Annotated in this window: 11 protein-coding genes and 1 pseudogene; 8 read left to right on the plus strand and 4 right to left on the minus strand. The window is 70.7% G+C overall.

What is annotated here, in order from left to right:
• Positions 1 to 254: 254 nt before the first annotated feature.
• The 5 genes and pseudogenes from P3T34_RS15550 to P3T34_RS15570 all read left to right on the plus strand — a co-directional run bounded on the left by P3T34_RS15550 (position 255) and on the right by P3T34_RS15570 (position 4,491).
• Positions 255 to 800: a 2-oxo-4-hydroxy-4-carboxy-5-ureidoimidazoline decarboxylase gene (locus P3T34_RS15550; protein ID WP_280672128.1), complete on the plus strand. Its 546-nt coding sequence runs from the start codon at positions 255 to 257 to the stop codon at positions 798 to 800.
• A 261-nt stretch (positions 801 to 1,061) separates the two neighbouring features.
• On the plus strand, positions 1,062 to 1,442 hold the full coding sequence (sdhC, locus tag P3T34_RS15555; RefSeq protein ID WP_280666629.1) for a succinate dehydrogenase, cytochrome b556 subunit: 381 nt from the start codon (positions 1,062 to 1,064) through the stop codon (positions 1,440 to 1,442).
• A 6-nt stretch (positions 1,443 to 1,448) separates the two neighbouring features.
• Positions 1,449 to 1,940 carry a succinate dehydrogenase, hydrophobic membrane anchor protein gene (sdhD, locus tag P3T34_RS15560; RefSeq protein WP_280666630.1) on the plus strand — a complete coding sequence of 164 codons (492 nt, stop codon included), beginning with the start codon at positions 1,449 to 1,451 and terminating at the stop codon, positions 1,938 to 1,940.
• Between the two features lie 31 nt (positions 1,941 to 1,971).
• Entirely contained in the window at positions 1,972 to 3,714 is a 1,743-nt protein-coding gene (sdhA, locus tag P3T34_RS15565; RefSeq protein ID WP_280666631.1) for a succinate dehydrogenase flavoprotein subunit, read from the plus strand.
• 68 nt (positions 3,715 to 3,782) lie between these two features.
• Positions 3,783 to 4,491, plus strand: a pseudogene (locus tag P3T34_RS15570) (succinate dehydrogenase iron-sulfur subunit).
• Between the two features lie 68 nt (positions 4,492 to 4,559).
• On the opposite strand, the gene P3T34_RS15575 reads toward P3T34_RS15570, so the two are convergent.
• Both P3T34_RS15575 and P3T34_RS15580 read right to left on the minus strand, forming a co-directional pair.
• On the minus strand, positions 4,560 to 6,251 hold the full coding sequence (locus P3T34_RS15575) for a hypothetical protein (protein ID WP_280666632.1): 1,692 nt from the start codon (positions 6,249 to 6,251) through the stop codon (positions 4,560 to 4,562).
• A gap of 75 nt (positions 6,252 to 6,326) precedes the next feature.
• Entirely contained in the window at positions 6,327 to 6,596 is a 270-nt protein-coding gene (locus tag P3T34_RS15580) for a hypothetical protein (protein ID WP_280666633.1), read from the minus strand.
• 291 nt (positions 6,597 to 6,887) lie between these two features.
• Between P3T34_RS15580 and P3T34_RS15585 the strand changes: the two genes are divergently transcribed.
• Positions 6,888 to 8,123: a D-alanyl-D-alanine carboxypeptidase gene (locus P3T34_RS15585; protein WP_280672130.1), complete on the plus strand. Its 1,236-nt coding sequence runs from the start codon at positions 6,888 to 6,890 to the stop codon at positions 8,121 to 8,123.
• Between the two features lie 14 nt (positions 8,124 to 8,137).
• Here P3T34_RS15585 and P3T34_RS15590 read toward each other — a convergent pair whose 3' ends face one another.
• Entirely contained in the window at positions 8,138 to 9,079 is a 942-nt protein-coding gene (locus P3T34_RS15590) for a YihY/virulence factor BrkB family protein (RefSeq protein WP_280666634.1), read from the minus strand.
• Between the two features lie 246 nt (positions 9,080 to 9,325).
• Here P3T34_RS15590 and P3T34_RS15595 point away from each other — a divergent pair, with 246 nt between their 5' ends.
• Complete coding sequence (locus tag P3T34_RS15595) at positions 9,326 to 12,898, plus strand: bifunctional glycosyltransferase/CDP-glycerol:glycerophosphate glycerophosphotransferase (protein WP_280666635.1); 3,573 nt, start codon at positions 9,326 to 9,328, stop codon at positions 12,896 to 12,898.
• A 250-nt stretch (positions 12,899 to 13,148) separates the two neighbouring features.
• On the plus strand, positions 13,149 to 15,617 hold the full coding sequence (locus tag P3T34_RS15600; RefSeq protein WP_280666636.1) for a CDP-glycerol glycerophosphotransferase family protein: 2,469 nt from the start codon (positions 13,149 to 13,151) through the stop codon (positions 15,615 to 15,617).
• A 67-nt stretch (positions 15,618 to 15,684) separates the two neighbouring features.
• Here the strand turns inward: P3T34_RS15600 and P3T34_RS15605 are convergent, their stop codons facing one another.
• Positions 15,685 to 17,523, minus strand: coding sequence for a hypothetical protein (locus tag P3T34_RS15605; protein ID WP_280666637.1), 1,839 nt, complete (start codon positions 17,521 to 17,523; stop codon positions 15,685 to 15,687).
• Positions 17,524 to 17,636: the final 113 nt, after the last annotated feature.

A 17,636-nucleotide genomic window follows, 5' to 3' on the forward strand; every position in this document is an offset into this window, starting at 1 on the left:
GCCTCGCGCGCAACCAGCGCCCGCGGGCCCTGGCCATCGCCGCCATGGATCGCCTGTGATCCATGCTTGTCCCATCGACCCCGGCATCCCATTCGGTTCCACCCATTCCATCGCTCTCCAGGCGCGGCGCGACGAAACGCCCTCTCCCCTGTGCGCCGCTCGCCCCTTCCCGCCCTCACGAGGAGGACCCGCTGGCCAGCGACACTCCGGCCGACAGTTCGACGGACCGAACCGCCGAACAGCCCTCGACCGGCATTCCTCCGCAGCGGCCCGACGCTTCCGCTCCAGCCCCCGCGACACCGGCTGCCGCCGTCGGGCTCCACCGCTTCAACGAGGCCGACCCCGGCGCCGCCGAGGAGGCGCTGCTCGCCTGCTGCGGCAGTCACCGCTGGGCGCTGCGGCTGACCCTGCACCGCCCGTACCCCGACCTGGACTCGCTGCTGGCCGCCGCCAGCGAGGCCTCGTACGACCTGCGGCCGAGCGACCTCGCCGAAGCCCTGGCCGACGAGAGCTGGATGCCGCAGCCGCTGCTCGGCATGCGCGCCCCCGGCAGCCACGCCGCGCACACCGCGCTGCGGGCCGCGCACGCCGCCTACGAGGCGCGGTTCGGCCATGTCTTCGTGGTCTGCCTGGACGGCGTCGACCCCGAGGAGATGCTCGACGCCGTGCTCACCTCCATCCGCACCCGGCTCGCCAACGACCCGGACGAGGAGCGCCTGATCGCCTCCGACGAGCTGCGCCGGATCGCACTGAACCGCCTGGAGCACCTGGTGGCCAGTCACACCGCCGGGGCGCACTGAGGGCGGCTCAGCCCTTTCCGCCCTCGGCACCGCGGTGCCGAGGGCGGAAAATCCGTCACAATTCCCGAGATAAGTCGTGACTCAACGTCACTCCGGGCCCTCGCGTTACGCCGCCCGTGCCTGATTGATCACAATCAAACCCCCCGGGAGCGGTTCCCGACAGAGCGTCGATAGGATGTCCGCGGCCGGTGGACCGTACCCGGCCGGGCTGACCGACACCGAAGCCGGCCGAGCCCTTCATCCGCTTCCGGAGGGTTTTCCGTGCCGGCTGGAACGCTGTACCGCGGCCGGGAAGGCATGTGGAGTTGGGTGGCTCATCGAGTCACCGGCGTCCTCATCTTCTTCTTCCTGTTCGCTCATGTCCTCGACACCGCGCTGGTGCGCGTGTCTCCGCAGGCGTACGACTCCGTCATTCAGACGTACAAGACGCCCCTGGTGAACCTGATGGAGTACGGCCTGACCGCCGCCATCCTGTTCCACGCCCTGAACGGCCTGCGGGTCATCGCGGTGGACTTCTGGTCGAAGGGCCCGAAGTACCAGAAGCAGATGCTCTGGAGCGTCGTCGGCGTCTGGGTCGTCCTGATGGCCGGCGCCTTCTACCCGATCCTTCAGCACACCCTGCTCACCTGGTTCGGGAAGTGATCCGGCATGTCGACTGACACCTCTGACATCGAGCTGGTCTCGTCTTCGCAGGCGCACACCGGCAAGGGGCTCGGCACCGGTAACCCGGCCGACGAGTTCGTCATCCAGCCGCCGCGTACCCGGACGACGAAGACCCCTCGTCGCACCCGTACCAACTTCGAGATGCTCGCCTGGCTCTTCATGCGCCTGTCGGGTGTCGTGCTGGTGGTGCTGATCCTCGGCCACCTGCTGATCATGCTGGTGCTCGACGGCGGCGTCTCCAAGATCGGCTTCGCCTTCGTGGCCGGCCGCTGGGCCTCGCCGTTCTGGCAGGGCTGGGACCTGCTGATGCTCTGGCTGGCCATGCTGCACGGTGCCAACGGCATGCGCACGGTCATCAACGACTACGCCGAGAAGGACTCCACGCGTCTCTGGCTGAAGACCCTGATGGGTGCCGCCACGGTGTTCACCGTGCTGCTCGGCACTCTGGTGATCTTCACCTTCGACCCGAACATCTAACTCGGCTAAAGCCAGAGGCGACTGACACACCATGCAGATTCACAAGTACGACACCGTCATCGTCGGCGCCGGCGGCGCCGGCATGCGCGCGGCCATCGAGTCGACCCAGCGCAGCCGTACCGCCGTGCTGACCAAGCTCTACCCCACCCGGTCCCACACCGGCGCGGCTCAGGGCGGCATGTGCGCCGCCCTGGCCAACGTCGAGGAGGACAACTGGGAGTGGCACACCTTCGACACGGTCAAGGGTGGTGACTACCTGGTCGACCAGGACGCCGCCGAGATCATGTGCAAGGAGGCCATCGACGCGGTCCTCGACCTGGAGAAGATGGGCCTGCCCTTCTCCCGCACCGAGGCCGGCCGGATCGACCAGCGCCGCTTCGGCGGCCACACCCGCAACCACGGCGAGGCGGCCGTCCGCCGCTCCTGCTACGCGGCCGACCGCACCGGTCACATGATCCTGCAGACGCTGTTCCAGAACTGCGTCAAGCACGGCGTGGAGTTCTTCAACGAGTTCTACGTGCTCGACCTGCTGATCAACGACGGCAAGACCGCCGGCGTGGTCGCGTACGAGCTGGCCACCGGTGAGATCCACGTCTTCCAGGCCAAGTCGGTGGTCTTCGCCTCCGGCGGCACCGGCAAGTTCTTCAAGGTGACCTCCAACGCCCACACCCTCACCGGTGACGGCCAGGCGCTGGTCTACCGCCGCGGCCTGCCGCTGGAGGACATGGAGTTCTTCCAGTTCCACCCGACGGGCATCTGGCGGATGGGCATCCTGCTCACCGAGGGCGCTCGCGGCGAGGGCGGCATCCTGCGCAACAAGGACGGCGAGCGCTTCATGGAGCGCTACGCCCCGGTCATGAAGGACCTCGCGTCCCGTGACGTCTGCTCGCGCGCGATCTACACCGAGATCCGTGAGGGTCGCGGCTGCGGTCCCGAGGGCGACCACGTCTACCTGGACCTGACGCACCTTCCGCCGGAGCAGCTGGACGCCAAGCTCCCGGACATCACCGAGTTCGCCCGCACCTACCTCGGCATCGAGCCCTACACGGACCCGATCCCGATCCAGCCCACCGCGCACTACGCGATGGGCGGCATCCCGACCAACGTCGAGGGTGAGGTGCTGCGCAACAACACCGACGTCGTCCCGGGCCTGTACGCGGCCGGCGAGGTCGCCTGCGTGTCGGTGCACGGCGCCAACCGCCTGGGCACCAACTCGCTGCTGGACATCAACGTGTTCGGCAAGCGGGCCGGTATCGCGGCTGCCGACTACTCCTCGACGGTGGACTTCACGCCGCTCCCGGAGAACCCGGCCGAGAAGGTGCAGGCGCTGGTCGACGGCCTGCGCGACTCCACCGGTACCGAGTCCGTCGCGCAGATCCGCAAGGAGCTGCAGGAGACCATGGACGTCAACGCCATGGTCTACCGCACCGGCGCGACCCTGAAGCAGGCGTCCGAGGACATCGCGGCGCTGCGCGAGCGGTACAAGCACGTGGCCATCATGGACAAGGGCTTCCGCTACAACACGGACCTCCTGGAGGCCGTCGAGCTGGGCAACCTGCTCGACCTGGCCGAGGTGCTGGTCGTCTCGGCGCTGGCCCGCGAGGAGTCGCGCGGCGGTCACTTCCGCGAGGACTTCCCGACCCGTGACGACGTGAAGTTCATGCAGCACACCATGGCGTACCAGGAGGTCGCCGAGGACGGCACCACCTCCATCCGCCTTGACTACAAGCCGGTCGTCACGACCCGCTACCAGCCGATGGAGCGTAAGTACTGATGAGCGCCCCCACGATCGACGCACCGCACTCGGCGGCGCTGGACGCGGCCGAGGCCGGCGGCGTGCAGATGATCACCTTCACCCTCCGCATCCGCCGGTTCAACCCGGAGGAGCACCCGGAGCCGGTGTGGGTGGACTACCAGCTCACCATGGACCCCAAGGAGCGCGTCCTGGACGCCCTCAACAAGGTCAAGTGGGAGCAGGACGGCACCCTGACGTACCGGCGCTCCTGCGCGCACGGGATCTGCGGCTCTGACGCGATGCGGATCAACGGCCGCAACCGGCTGGCCTGCAAGACCCTGCTGAAGGACGTCAACCCCGAGCAGCCGATCACGATCGAGGCCATCAAGGGCCTCACGGTCCTCAAGGACCTGGTCGTGGACATGGACCCGTTCTTCCAGGCGTACAAGGACGTCATGCCGTTCCTGATCACCAAGGGGAACGAGCCGACCCGCGAGCGCCTGCAGTCCGCCGAGGACCGCGAGCGCTTCGACGACACCACCAAGTGCATCCTGTGCGCCGCGTGCACGTCGTCCTGCCCGGTCTTCTGGAACGACGGCCAGTACTTCGGGCCCGGCCGCCATCGTCAACGCGCACCGCTTCATCTTCGACTCGCGTGACGAGGGTGCCGAGCAGCGCCTGGAGATCCTGAACGACCGTGAGGGCGTGTGGCGCTGCCGCACCACCTTCAACTGCTCGGAGGCCTGCCCGCGTGGCATCGAGGTCACCAAGGCGATCCAGGAAGTCAAGCGCGCCCTGGTGACGCGCCGCTTCTGACGCTTCGCCCGCAGATACGACCGAGGCCCTGTCCGCATCACTGCGGACAGGGCCTCGGTCGTTGCCGGTTACTGCAGGGCGCCGAGGTCCTTGGGGACCGCATAGCCCGTGAAGGTGATCAGGTGACGGGTGGGGGTGACGGCCCAGAGGTCGGGGGTGCCGTCGCCGTCGATGTCACCCGAGCTGCCGAGGGTGGGGTAGTCGGCGGTGCTGAAGCCGCTCGCGACGACGCCGCTGGTCGGGTCGGCCAGGGCGGAGAAGTCGACCGTACCGTCGGCCTTCTTCGGCAGCGGGTACGCGTGCAGCTGGCCGGTGGCCCGGTCGCGGGCCCAGAGCGCCAGGTTGCCCTTGGCGTCGGCGCCGGGGGCGATCAGGTCGTAGCCGGTCCAGTTGCCGGCGGTGGTGAGCTGCTTGGCGTCCCTGAAGCGGCCGACGGAGCTCATGTTCTCGAACAGCCACAGGTTGCCGTTCTCGACGCTGAGCAGCGTGGGAGCGTTCGGGGTGGCGGAGTTCACCGATCCCAGCGCCACGATCTGGTCGGCGCTCGACCAGTCGGTGCTGAAGCCGGTCGGGCAGCCGAGCGTCGCGCCGGTGACGTCGAGGCAGGCGGTCGGCCGGGAGAGCAGCGTGGCGTTCTGCGGTCCGAGCTGCAGCGAGCCGTGGTTCTGGTAGACGTAGACGTTTGCCTTGCCCGACGCGCCGCTCATGGACCGTGCGAACACCGTGTCAGCCGGTGCGTCGTTGGGCGTCCAGCCGCGGTGGCTGATCTCGACCCCGGCCCACGTGCCGCCACCGCCGGGAGCGCTGGCCGCCAGGGCCGTCTCGCTCGGCGCGGTGCTGCCCGAGGTGGTGCTGATGACGTCCAGGTTGCCCGCGGAGTCCGGCAGCAGGATGTCCGGCACACCGTCGTTGTCGACGTCACCCGGTGCCTGCGGCGGGTTGGGGTTGGACGGGGCGTTGAAGGAGTAGACGGTCGGCTGCGAGACGTTGCCCGCGTTGTCGATCGCCTGGACGGCCAGGGTGTTGGTGCCCCAGGCGGTCGGCTTCAGCTTCAGGCTCGCACTGCCGTCGGCGGCCGCCGGCACCGTGCCGGCGGCGCTACAGCCCGTGAAGACGGGCAGCGTGGCCGGGGCGAGGGCGTACTGGTAGCACGCGACGCCGGAGGCGGTGCCGCCCGCCGGCGCCGGGTCGGTGCCCGCGAGGGTGAAGGTGCCGCTCTGGCCGGCGAACAGGCCGGAGCCGGTGGCCGGGAAGTCGGTGGAGGAGACGGAGACCGTGGGTGGCGTCAGGTCGACCCGGAAGTGGCAGGCCACCGTCCGAGCGGAGTCACCGTGGTCGCTGGTCCTGGCACGCCAGGTGTAGGTGTGACCGTCCACCAGCCCGCTGAGCTGCACGTGGGCGCTGCCGTCCGGCTGCACCGGGCTCGCGCCCCGGAAGGTCTTGACGGCCGGCTTGGCGGTGGTGTCACGGACGTCGAAGTGCACCTTGGCGGTCGCACTGTCGTCGTTCTGGACGGTGACGTTCAGCATGGGCGAGGCGGTGTTGATCCAGCCGGGCGCGGTGCTGCGGTCGCAGGCGTCGGTGTGGCTGCCGTTCGCGGCGAAGCCGGGGCTCGGCAGCGCGCTGGGGTTGCTGATCACCAGCTTGAGGTCCGCCGCCGAGGCGGTCGGCATGCCGGCGGCGGTCACCATGAAGGTGGCCGCACCCACGCCGGCGAGCAGTCGGCCGAGCCGCGGGCGGCGGCCCCGAAGGTCTGTCATGAGTGGTTCCCCCACAGTGGAAATGTGTTCGATCAAGTCGAACCGGAGGAACTCTCGCAGGCCAAACCGGACGCGTCAAAGGTTTTCCGGGGCGGCACGGCGCAGCCCGCGCAGGCCGCCGAGACCGCGCAGCCCGACCAGGCCGACGATGACGCCGAGGACGAACGAGGTGACGGCCAGCGTCAGATGGATCCAGAAGAAGGCGGTCGGGCGGGAGTGGTCGTGGTTGACGAAGGCCTGGCCGGCGGAGTCCGCCCAGAGGTTCTTCACGAAGGTGGTCCAGATGATCATGGACCAGACGCCGAAGGCGGCGAGGAACCAGGAGGTACGGCGGCTGAGCTTCATGAGGGTTCTCTGTTCCTAACGGGCGGGGCCGGCTGCCCTCCCAGTATGGGCAGGCGGCCGGGTGGAGCAGTCGGGCGGTCCCCGTTCGGGGGACGTCGGCGGCGAGCCGGGGGCGGGCGGCGCGCGGCTGGGTACGGTCGCCAGGTGCGTTCAGCTGATCACCTGATTTCCTCCGTTCCTGGTCGATGGGCCGCCGCCCTGGCCGCCGCCCTGGCCGCCGCCCTGGTGCTCTGTGCGGCTCCGGGCGCCGCCGCCGTGCCGAGGACCGAGCCGCCGCCCGCCGGACCCGCGGTGGGCGGGGAGCGGCTGGGCCTGCAGGGCGTCCAGGTCACCCCCACCGGCGGAACGCCGCGGCTGCCCACCGGGCTGACTGGGATGTCCTGGCTGGTCGCCGACGCCGGGACGGGCGACGTGCTGGCCGCCTACAACCCGCACCTGCGCCTGCCGCCCGCCAGCACCCTCAAGATGCTCTTCGCCGACACCGTGCTGCCCAAGTTCGACCGCTCCGCCGTGCACCGGGTGGCGCCGTCCGACCTCGCGGGGCTCGGCGCGGGGAGCAGCCTGGTCGGCGTCAAGGAGGACCTCGACTACAAGGTCGAGGACCTGTGGCGCGGGGTCTTCCTCAGCTCCGGCAACGACGCGGTGCACGTGCTCGCCAATATGAACGGCGGCATCGAGCAGACGGTCCGCCAGATGCAGGAGCGCGCCGCGGTGCTCGGCGCCGCGGACACCCACGTGGTGTCGCCGGACGGCTATGACGAGGACGGGCAGCTGACCTCGGCCTACGACCTGACGCTGTTCGCCCGCGACGGGCTGCGCAACGCCGACTTCCGCTCCTACTGCGCGACCCGGGACGCCCAGTTCCCCGGGGCGCCGGACAAGAACGGGCAGCGCGGCACCTTCGGCATCCAGAACACCGACCGGCTGCTCGGCAAGTACCCCGGGCTGCTCGGGGTCAAGAACGGCTACACCACCAACGCGGGCAGCACCTTCGTCGGAGCCGCCGAGCGCGACGGGCGGACGCTGCTGGTCGCGGTGATGCACCCGGCCACCTATATGAAGGTCTACGACGAGACGGCGGCGCTGCTGGACTGGGGCTTCGCGGCCGAGGACAAGGTCGCGCCGGTCGGGGTGCTGGTCTCGCCGAAGGAGGCGGCCAGCGTGCCCGCGACGGCAGCGCCGTCGTCGGCCACACCGTCGTCGGCCCCGCCCTCAGCGGCGCCGTCAGCCTCAGCCGCAGCGGCCGCGCCGCCGGCCAAGTCGAAGATCGTCGGCAAGCTCCCGCCGGCCGGGTCCCCGCGCCTGCTGGGGTCCGGGTACGGTCTCGGCGGCTGGCCGACCGTCGCGGCCACCGCGCTGGCCTGCGCGCTGGCCGCGGGCGGCTGGCTGGCGACCCGCCGGCGGCGCGCCCGCAGGCCCGCTGCCTTCGGCCGGGGCAGCGGCAGCGCGACCGCCCTCGGGACGGTCGGTCCGGGCCCGGCGGACCCGCCCGGCGCGACGGCGATCGGGCGACGCGATCATGGTTGACGGCCGTCCTTCACTCATCCGGGTGAGATTCCCCCCATCTCACCCGGATCCTGGGCGGCCCGGAAGGCGGCCTGGGCGCTCGCCCGGGCGCGGGCACGGGCCGCGGCCGGGTCGGCCAGCGCCGTCCAGGAGACGCAGTACATCAGCAGCCGGCTGACGAAGTTGATCCACAGCAGCAGGGCGATCGGCACCCCGAACGCCCCGTACAGGCTCTTGCCGGAGACCGAACTCAGGTACGAGGCGAGCAGCACCTTGAGCAGCTCGAAGCCGACCGCGCCGATCAGCGCGCCGATCACCACCTCCCGCCGGCGCTGGCCGGCGATTCGCGGAAACGGCGCGAGCAGGTAGCCGAAGAGCAGCATGTCGGCGCCGACCGCGATCACGAACCCGGCCACCGCGAGCAGGTCGTGGCCGGGGCCGCGGTCGGAGAGGCCCAGCGAGGTGGCGAGCCGGCCGGCCAGCGTGCTGCCCACCGCGGAGGCGCCCAGCGAGATCAGCGAGATCAGCCCGAGACCCCCCAGCACCAGGCAGTCCCAGGCCTTCAGCAGGACGACGTTGCCGTCCTCCGGCGGCAGCTGCCAGATGTCCCGGATCGAGCCGCGCATGGTGTTCACCCAGCCCAGGCCGGAGAGCAGCAGCACCAGACCGCTGATCGCGCCGACCGCGCCGGCGTTGGCGATCAGCGAGTCGAGGCCCAGTGAGGTGGCCAGGCCCGGCACCTGGTCGGAGATCTTCTGCTTGAGTTCGTCGACCTGGCTGGTGGTGAGGGTGGCCACAGCGATGGCCAGCGCGACGGTCAGCAGCGGAAAGAGCGCCAGGAAGCCGAAGAAGGTGACGGCGCCGGCCAGCCGGTTGGCCTTGGCCTCGGTGAAGAGCTCGTAGCTGCGGTAGGCGCGGGTGCGCAGCACGGCCGTCACGAGTGGGCCCACCACCGGCAGCCTGGTCAGGAATTTCATGGCCGACGCCTACCCTGACGGTCTGCTGAAAAGTCCTGAAGTGGTGGTTTTGAACCGGAACGGGGAACCGGCCCCGGGTGCGGCTCCACGGCCGCCGATTCCGCGCCCCGGGGCCGTAGATCGACCCCCCGGTGGGCTCAGCCACAGAGGGTAGTATCGCGGCGTACCGCCTGCCCAGCGACTCGTCCCCAGCGGACCGGTCCCGCAGGTTGGTCGTTTGTTCCCCGATGAAAGGCCCGCGCACTCATGGCCCCCCGTCTCTCCGTCGTTGTCCCGATCTACAACGTCGAGCGGTACCTGGAGGAGTGCCTGGAGTCCATCGCCAACCAGACCATGGGCGATCTCGAGTGCATCATGGTCGACGACGGCTCCAAGGACGGCAGCGCGGCGCTCGCGGAGGCCTTCGCGGCCAAGGACTCGCGGTTCCGCCTGGTCAGCAAGAAGAACGCGGGCCTCGGCGCGGCCCGCAACACCGGCCTGCTGCACCTGACCGAGGGCACCGAGTTCATCGCCTTCGTGGACAGCGACGACACCCTGCCGCCCAGTGCGTACGAGCTGATGATCACCACGCTCGACCAGACCGGCTCCGACTTCGCCACCGGGAACGTACTGCGGTTCCGGGCCATCGGGCACTACCCCTCGGGCGGGCACCGCAAGCCGTTCAAGGAAACCCGGCTGCAGACCCACATCACCGAGATCCCCGCGCTGGTCACCGACCGCACGGCGTGGAACAAGGTCTACCGGCGCTCCTTCTGGGAGGCGGCCGGCATCCTCTACCCCGAGGGCATCCTCTACGAGGACGCGCCGGTCAGCGTGCCGCACCACTACCTGGCGCGCAGCGTGGACGTGCTCTCCGAGCCGATCTACCACTGGCGCGAGCGCGAGGTCGGCGAGATGTCGATCACCCAGATGCGCACCAACCCGCGCGGGCTGATCGACCGGGTGACCTCGATGGAGCTGGTCCGGGCCTGGCTGCTGAAGCAGACCGACCCGAAGTTCAAGGAGTACCTGCACTCCTACGACGAGAACAACCTCGTCGAGGAGATCCCGATGTTCTTCCAGTCCACGCTGGAGGGCGACGAGGAGTACCGCGGCGCGTACCAGGAGTGCGTCAGCCGGCTGCTGCGGGCGATCGGCCCCGAGCACGTCCGCAAGCTGCGCGCACCGCTCAAGCTGAAGTACCACCTGACCCTCCAGGGGCGGATGGACGAGTTCATCGAGCAGCTGCGCTTCGAGCTGGACAGCAACGGCGCCGCCCCCGCGCGCGGCCTGCTCCGCCCGTACGCCGACTACCCGTTCCTGCGCGGCGGGCGCAAGAGCGTGCCGGCCGACGTGCTGCGGCTGGACAACGCGCTGGTGATGCGCAGCCGGGTGTACTCCTCGGCCTGGGCGGACGGCAGGTTCCAGCTGACCGGGCACGCCTTCCCCGAGCACCTGGGCGCGGAGAACAAGCACGACATGGTCAAGGTGATCGTGCTGCGCGAGGCCAAGGGCCGCCGGGTGATCGCCGTCCCGACCAAGGTGCGGTACAGCCCAGAAGCCACCGCCAGCTCCCCGCACGACCTGTACAGCTGCGACTGGGCCGGTTTCACCGCGGTCATCGACCCGGCGAAGTTCAAGCGGCGCGGGCAGTGGCAGGACGGCACCTGGCGGGTGCTGATCGCGGGCTTCGGCAAGGCGGGCGTGTACAAGGGCCGGATCTCCGGCGGCTGGCACGACAGCGCGCAGAGCTTCCCGTCGTACTGGGTGGAGGACAACGTCCGGGTGGTGCCCTCGCTGAAGGACACCTTCCTGCACCTGCGGGTGGAGACGCTGCGGGCCAAGGTCACCGAACTGCGGGCCGAGGGCGGCGAGGTGGAGGTCAGCGGGACGGTGCGCGCGGTCTCCGACCTGGCCGGCGTGCGGCTGCGGCTGAACCACGCGGAGTCGGACAAGGCACTGACCTTCCCGATCGAGTTCGGCGTCCCGGCCGGCCGGGCCGTGCCGTTCAGTGCCAAGGTGGCGGTGGCCGAGCTCACCGAGGTCCGCGAGGCCTGGGCCGCGCTGGACCCGGCGGCCGCCGAGCGCCCCTCCGACCACTGGGACGCCGCGCTGCTGCTGGCCGACGGCTCGGTGGTGCCGATCGTGGTGGACGACCGGCAGCCGCCGACCCACTTCGACCTGGCGCTGTCGCCCGAAGCCCCGCTGGGCACCGCCCGCTCGCTCACCTCCAAGCCGGACACCGACGGCTACCTGCAGTTCGCCGACCAGGTGCTGCAGCCCGTGGTGGACCAGGTGCGGCCGGGCCTGCAGGACTCGTTCGTGCTGGGCGGGCGCTTCCCGCTCGACGGCGAGCACCGCTACGAGGTGGTGCTGCGGCACGAGTTCCGCGAGGAGGACCACGCCTACCCGGTGCTGATCAGCGACGGGCGCTTCGAGGTCGAGGTGCCGACCCTGCCGACCGGTTCGTTCGCCGGCAAGGTGCCGCTGCACAAGGGCACATGGGAGATCTTCTTCCGCCCCGAGGGCGACGCCGGCGAGATCCGCTGGCCCGCGGTCATACTCGCGCCGGAGTCCTTCGCCTCACTGCCGCTGATCATGGACTCGCGCGGCAAGGAGATCGCGCTGGAGCGGCGCTACTACGACACCCTCTCGCTGGAGGCCGACTACGGCCTGCCGTCGGAGGAGCGCAGCGGCTACCGCCAGCGCCAGCAGCGCCTGTTCGCCTACCCGGCCGCCCAGCGCCGCCCGCTGCGCGACACGGTGCTCTACAACGTGGCGCTCGGCGGCCAGTACGCCGGCTCGCCGCGCGCCGTGCACGAGGAGCTGGTGCGCCGCGGCCTGCCGCTTGAGCACCTCTGGACGGTCGACGACCTCCAGGCCGAGCTGCCCGGGACCGCTACCGCCGTGCGCGAGTGGAGCCCCGAGTGGCATGAGGCGCTGGCCACTTCGAAGTACATCGTGACCAGCACCCACCTGCCCGACTTCGTCACCCGGCGGCCCGGGCAGGTCATCCTGCAGACCTGGTACGGGACTCCGCTGAAGCGGATCGGGCACGATTTCGAGAAGATCTGGTTCATCGACAGCGAGTACCTCAACCAGCTGGAGCGCGAGGTCCCGCTCTGGGATCTGCTGGTCTCGCCGAATCGCTTCTCAACGCCCGTCCTGCGCCGCGCATTCCGCTATTCCGGGACGGTTGTCGAGTCCGGTTATCCGAGCAACGACATCTTCTTCGCTCCCGACCGGGAGAAGACGGCCGCCCAGGTGCGCGAGCGGCTCGGCCTGCCCGAGGGCAAGAAGGTGGTGCTCTACGCGCCGACCTTCCGCGAGGACCGCGAGCGCCCGCAGGGCGGCTACCAGCTGGACCTGCGCCTCGACCTGGACGCCGCCCAGCAGGCGCTGGGCGAGGACCAGGTGCTGCTGGTGCGTGCCCACTCGGTCGTCCACGGCCAGGTGGCGGGCGCGGGCAACGGCTACGTCTGGGACGTCTCCACCTACCCCGACATGGCCGAACTACTGCTGGTCGCCGACGTGCTGGTCACCGACTACTCCTCGTCGATGTTCGATTTCGCCAACACCGGGCGGCCGATCCTCTTCTTCACCTACGATCTGGAGCACTACCGCGACAACCTGCGCGGCTTCACCTTCGACTTCGAGGAGCAGGCCCCGGGTCCGCTGCTGGAGACCTCCGAGGCGCTGGTGAGCGCGCTCGGCTCGGTGGAGAGCACCACCGAGCCGTACGCGGGGAAGTACGAGACGTTCCGGGCCACCTACTGCGACCTCGACGACGGTCAGGCCTCCGCCCGGGTGGTCGACGCCCTGCTCGGTACGGAGCGCTGACGGAGCCGGTGGCCGTACGCTTCCTTGGGCCCGCGCGGCATTGTGCGGGCCCGATTAAGCATGCGCGCAACTATCGAATCCCTCGATAGCAATGGCTTTTTCAAGAAACTCTTAGAACTAGGCAATTGACCCGGATCAGTAGCGAGGTATGAGATAGCCCCTGGATTCAGGTTCTGCCACCCCCGGGGCAGACCCGTTCCTCGGCCACCGCCATGGCCGGACTTCCGCCATGAAGGGCCCGCTCCCCCCGATGCCTCTTGCCGCCCAGTCCGACCGCACGTCCTCCCGCGCCTCGGCCGACTCCCCGGCTGCGGCGGCCGCTGTCGAACCCCCCAGGATGGGGATCCGCGAGGCCCATTGGGTGGACGGCCGACTCGTCCTCACCGGTTTCGCGCACCGCCATGACCGGGCGTCCGCCCGGCGCGGCAGCGCGCTGACCCTGCTCAGCCTCACCGGGCGCCGCGGCCGGCTGCCGATCCCGGTGCTCACCCGCCCCATACAGTTGCCCGAGGCCACCGAGGAGAGCGGCCAGGAGCTGCTCAACCACGACTGGTCCGGCTTCACCGCCACCATCAACCCGCGCCGGCTGCGCCGCGCCGGCCGCTGGCAGGACGGCACCTGGACCGTCTCGGCCACGCTGTGGAGCGGGCTGCAGTACCACACCGGCACACTCGCCGCGCACTGGTGCGGCTCCGGCGAGTACCCGCCGCTCACCTGGGTGGACGAGAACGTGCTGGTCCTGCCGTACTTCTCGGACGGCACGCTCCGGCTGCGGGTGACCACCGTGCGGGCCCGGATCACCGGGGCCGAGCCGACCCCGGACGCCCTGGTGCTGACCGGCCGGGCGCTGGTGGACGTCACCGGGGCCGTGCTGCGGCTGCGCCACCGCGAGGCCGAGCAGGAGGTCGACTGCGCCGTGCAGGCCGGCGACGGCGGCTCGTTCACCGCCCGGGTCCCGTTCGACGAGCTGATCGCCGCCCGCCCGGCCGGGGCGCCCGGCGCCATAGGGCACTGGGACTGCGAACTGGTGCTCGCCGGCGGCCGGACGCTGCTGCCGATGGTCGACGAGAAGCCCGGGCGGTTCACCGGCCAGTACGCCCTGCCGGGCCAGGAGCGGGTGCTCTACCTCAAGCAGCTGGCCGACGGCCGGATGCAGTTCTGCGACCAGCCGCCGATCCCGATCGTCGACCGGCTGGCCGTCGACTCCGACGGCTTCGAGCTCTCCGGCAGCGGCCCGGCGCAGCACGGCACACCGCTGGAACTCGTCCTGCGGCACAGCGACGGCAGCGCGGAGTTCCACCGCCCGGTGACGCTCGCCCCGGACGGCCGCTTCGACCTGCGGGTGCCCGCCGGCGTCGACACCTCCTACGGGGGCCGGCTGCCGCTGCGCCGAGGCGTCTGGGACCTGCTGCTGCGCCCGGTGAACCGCCCCGACCAGGAGCGGCGTTTCGAGCTCGGACCGCAGGTGCTGGACGGCCTGCCGGCGGCGGTCCAGCACGGCGGCAAGACCGTCACCCTGCAGCGCCGCTGGCACGACACGCTGATCCTGGACTCGCACCCGGTGCTGTCCCCGGCCGAGCGCAACGGCTGGGCGCAGGCCCGCCAGCGCACCGAGGAGTACCTGGCCGCCCGTCACCTCCCGCTGCGCCAGACCGTGCTGTACGACGTCTTCGGGGGCCGCGGCTACGCCGACTCCCCGCGCGCCGTGCACGAGGAACTGGTGCGCCGCGGCGCGCCGTTGGAGCACCTCTGGGTGGTCGACGACGCGCAGGCCGAGCTGCCCGACGGGCTGCGCGCGGTCCGCGCGTACAGCCCCGAGTGGTACGAGGCGCTGGCCACCAGCCGCTACCTGGTCGGCAACACGCACTTCCCCGAGTTCCTGCACCGGCGCCCGGGCCAGACCGTCGTACAGACCTGGCACGGCGGCCCGCTCAAGCGGATCGCCTACGACGTCGAGAGCGCCTGGCTGGCCGACAGCGGCTACCTCGACCAGTTGGACCGCGAGTCGCCCAACTGGAGCCTGCTGGTCTCCCCCAGCCCCTTCGCCACCCCGATCATGCGCCGCGCCTTCCGGTTCGGCGGCGAGATCCTGGAGTCCGGCTACCCGCGTGACGACGTCCTGGTGGACGGCGATCCGGCCGAGGCGCAGCGGATCCGCGAGCGGCTGGGCATCGAGGCCGGCAAGCGGGTGGTGCTCTACGCCCCGACCTGGCGCGACGACCACCAGGGCGACGGCGGCTACCGGCTCGACCTGCGGATCGACGTGGACGCCGCCCGCAAGGCGCTCGGCGACGACCACGTGCTGCTGGTGCGCCCGCACGCGCACGTGCACGAGGCGCTGCCCGGCAGCGGGGACGGCTTCCTGTACGACGTCGGCGACTACCCGGACATCCGCGACCTGCTGCTGATCGCGGACGTGCTGGTGACCGACTACTCGTCGGTGCTCTTCGACTTCGCCATCACCGGCCGTCCGATGCTCTTCTTCACCTACGACCTGGAGCACTACCGCGACGACCTGCGCGGCTTCTACCTGGACTTCGAGAACCACGCGCCGGGCCCGCTGCTGGAGACCTCCGAGCAGCTGATCGACGCGCTGCTCGACGTCCCAGGGGCCACCGCCGGCTACGCGGAGCGCTACCAGGCGTTCCGCGAGCAGTTCTGCGGCCAGGACGACGGCCGGGCCTCGGCCCGGGTGGTGGACTGGATACTCGAGCAGTGACGAGCAGCAAGAAGGCCGGTCGGCCGTCGGTCCTGGACCGACGGCCGACCGGCCTTCACCCGCTGTCCTACTGCTGGTTCCGCCAGATCGCATACCCGTAGTCCGGGTCCACCAGCTGGATCGACCACCCGGCCGGCGCGTCCGGCCAGGTGTCCACGGGCTGCTGCCCCTTTTGCAGCGGCAGCACCGCGACGGTCGCCCCGGTGGGCGGCGCCTCGCCGTCCTTCAGCTTCTTGGTCGAGGTCCAGCCGGTGTAGACCTGGAAGGGCTGGCTCATCAGGATGTCCCAGTTGAGACTCGCGTCCATCACCAGGTGATCGCTCGGCCGGACCTGGTCCACCTGGGTCAGCCGGGTGATCGTCTGGCGGCGCTCGCGCACATACGGACGGACCACCTCCTTGGTGATCACCACTGTGGAGAGCAGGGCCAGCACAGCCAGCCCGACCGCGAGCAGCGGCACCGCACGACGGGCCAGCACGGCCGCCGCCACGCAGGCCGCGAAGATCAGCAGGGCGACCGCGGTCGTCCGGAGCAGCTGCAGCCCGTGCCAGTTCTGGGCGAGGAAGGCGGCGTCCGGGATGCCCCAGAGGATGAACCACCCCTTGCGCAGGTCGGAGCCCGCCAGGGCCAGCAGCATCCCGCAGCAGACCACGACCAGCCCGGCCACGCCGGCGGCCCAGGTCAGCAGCGCCCGCGTCTTCAGCCGGTACAGGCCCGCCGCGCCGATCGCGAACATCGGCACCACCAGCGCGGAGGCGTAGCGCGCGTTCACGTAGTTGTCGACCCGGCCGTCGCCCGGCAGCGCCGCCGCGGCGGCCAGCATGATCCCGAACAGCGCGGCCAGCAGGACGGCGCCGAGCAGCCGGTGGACGCGCGGCACGGTGGGCCTGAACAGCGCGACGGCGCAGAGCACGACGCCCAGGCCGCCCACGCCCCAGGTGGAGATGACGAAGTACCAGGTCTGACCGAGGGTGCGGGCGACGGTGCGGCGCAGCACGTGCAGGTCGGTGAGCGAGTGCATCAGCGAGGTGCCGACCGTGCTCGACGGCACGCCGTGGAACCGGGAGGCCAGATAGGCGGCCAGCAGGCGGGCGAAGAGCACCCCGACGGCCAGCCCGCCGAGGGCGACCAGCGTGGCGCTGCGCGGGGCCCAGCGCCGGACCAGGGTCGCCAGCAGCAGCACGGCGGTGAGCACGACCACGACGCTGCCGCGGTCGTGGGTGGCCTGCGCGTAGCCGGCCGCCAGGCCCGCCACGGCTCCGTAGAACATCCGGCGACGCGGGGTGGTCTCCTCCGCGAGCAGTCCGTACAGCCCCAGCAGCCAGCCGAGCATCACGACGCCGAGGATGGTGTCCGCCATCGCGAACTGCTCGTAGAAGACCACCGGCGAGAGCATCGCGGCGGCGGTGGCGAAGCAGTAGGCCAGCAGGCTCGGCAGCCGCAGCCGGCGCAGCATCAGGTAGGCCAGCGGCAGGTACAGCGAGTTGAGCAGCGCGTTGGTGAGCATCACCAGGTGATAGGCGCTCGTCGCGTTCTTGGCGATCGCCAGCGCGGGCGCTATCAGCAGCGGGTAGCCGCCGGGTATCAGCACCCTGACCGGCATGTCGGTCACCGTGCCGCCGCCGAGCACTCGCGCCAGCACCAGGTACGACGGCTCGTCGGCGTTGACCGACGGGAAGTTCTGCGTGTGCGTCAGGAAGAGGCGCAACCCCACCTGCGCGAGGTAGCCGAGCAGCAGCAGGACCGGCCAGACCCAGCGCTTGGCGTCCAGGAGCGCGGAGAGGCGCATCCAACCGGCTGCCGGGCGAAGCGCTCCGCCCGCCTCCCCGGTGTCCGCCGCCGGAGCTGCCGGGGAGGTGCTGTCCTGCTCGCGCCGCCGGCCGAGGGAGCTCATCGAAGATCGCACGCGCGGAAACTTCCGTTTGGAGGACTCTGATTAGGACACTGGTGCGCGGGACGCAGTGAGAGAGGTCAGCTGCTCCGGCCCTGCCGAGCGGGGGCAAGGAATCGTCGTCTCAT

Source organism: Kitasatospora sp. MAP12-44 (assembly GCF_029892095.1).
GTDB lineage: Bacteria > Actinomycetota > Actinomycetes > Streptomycetales > Streptomycetaceae > Kitasatospora.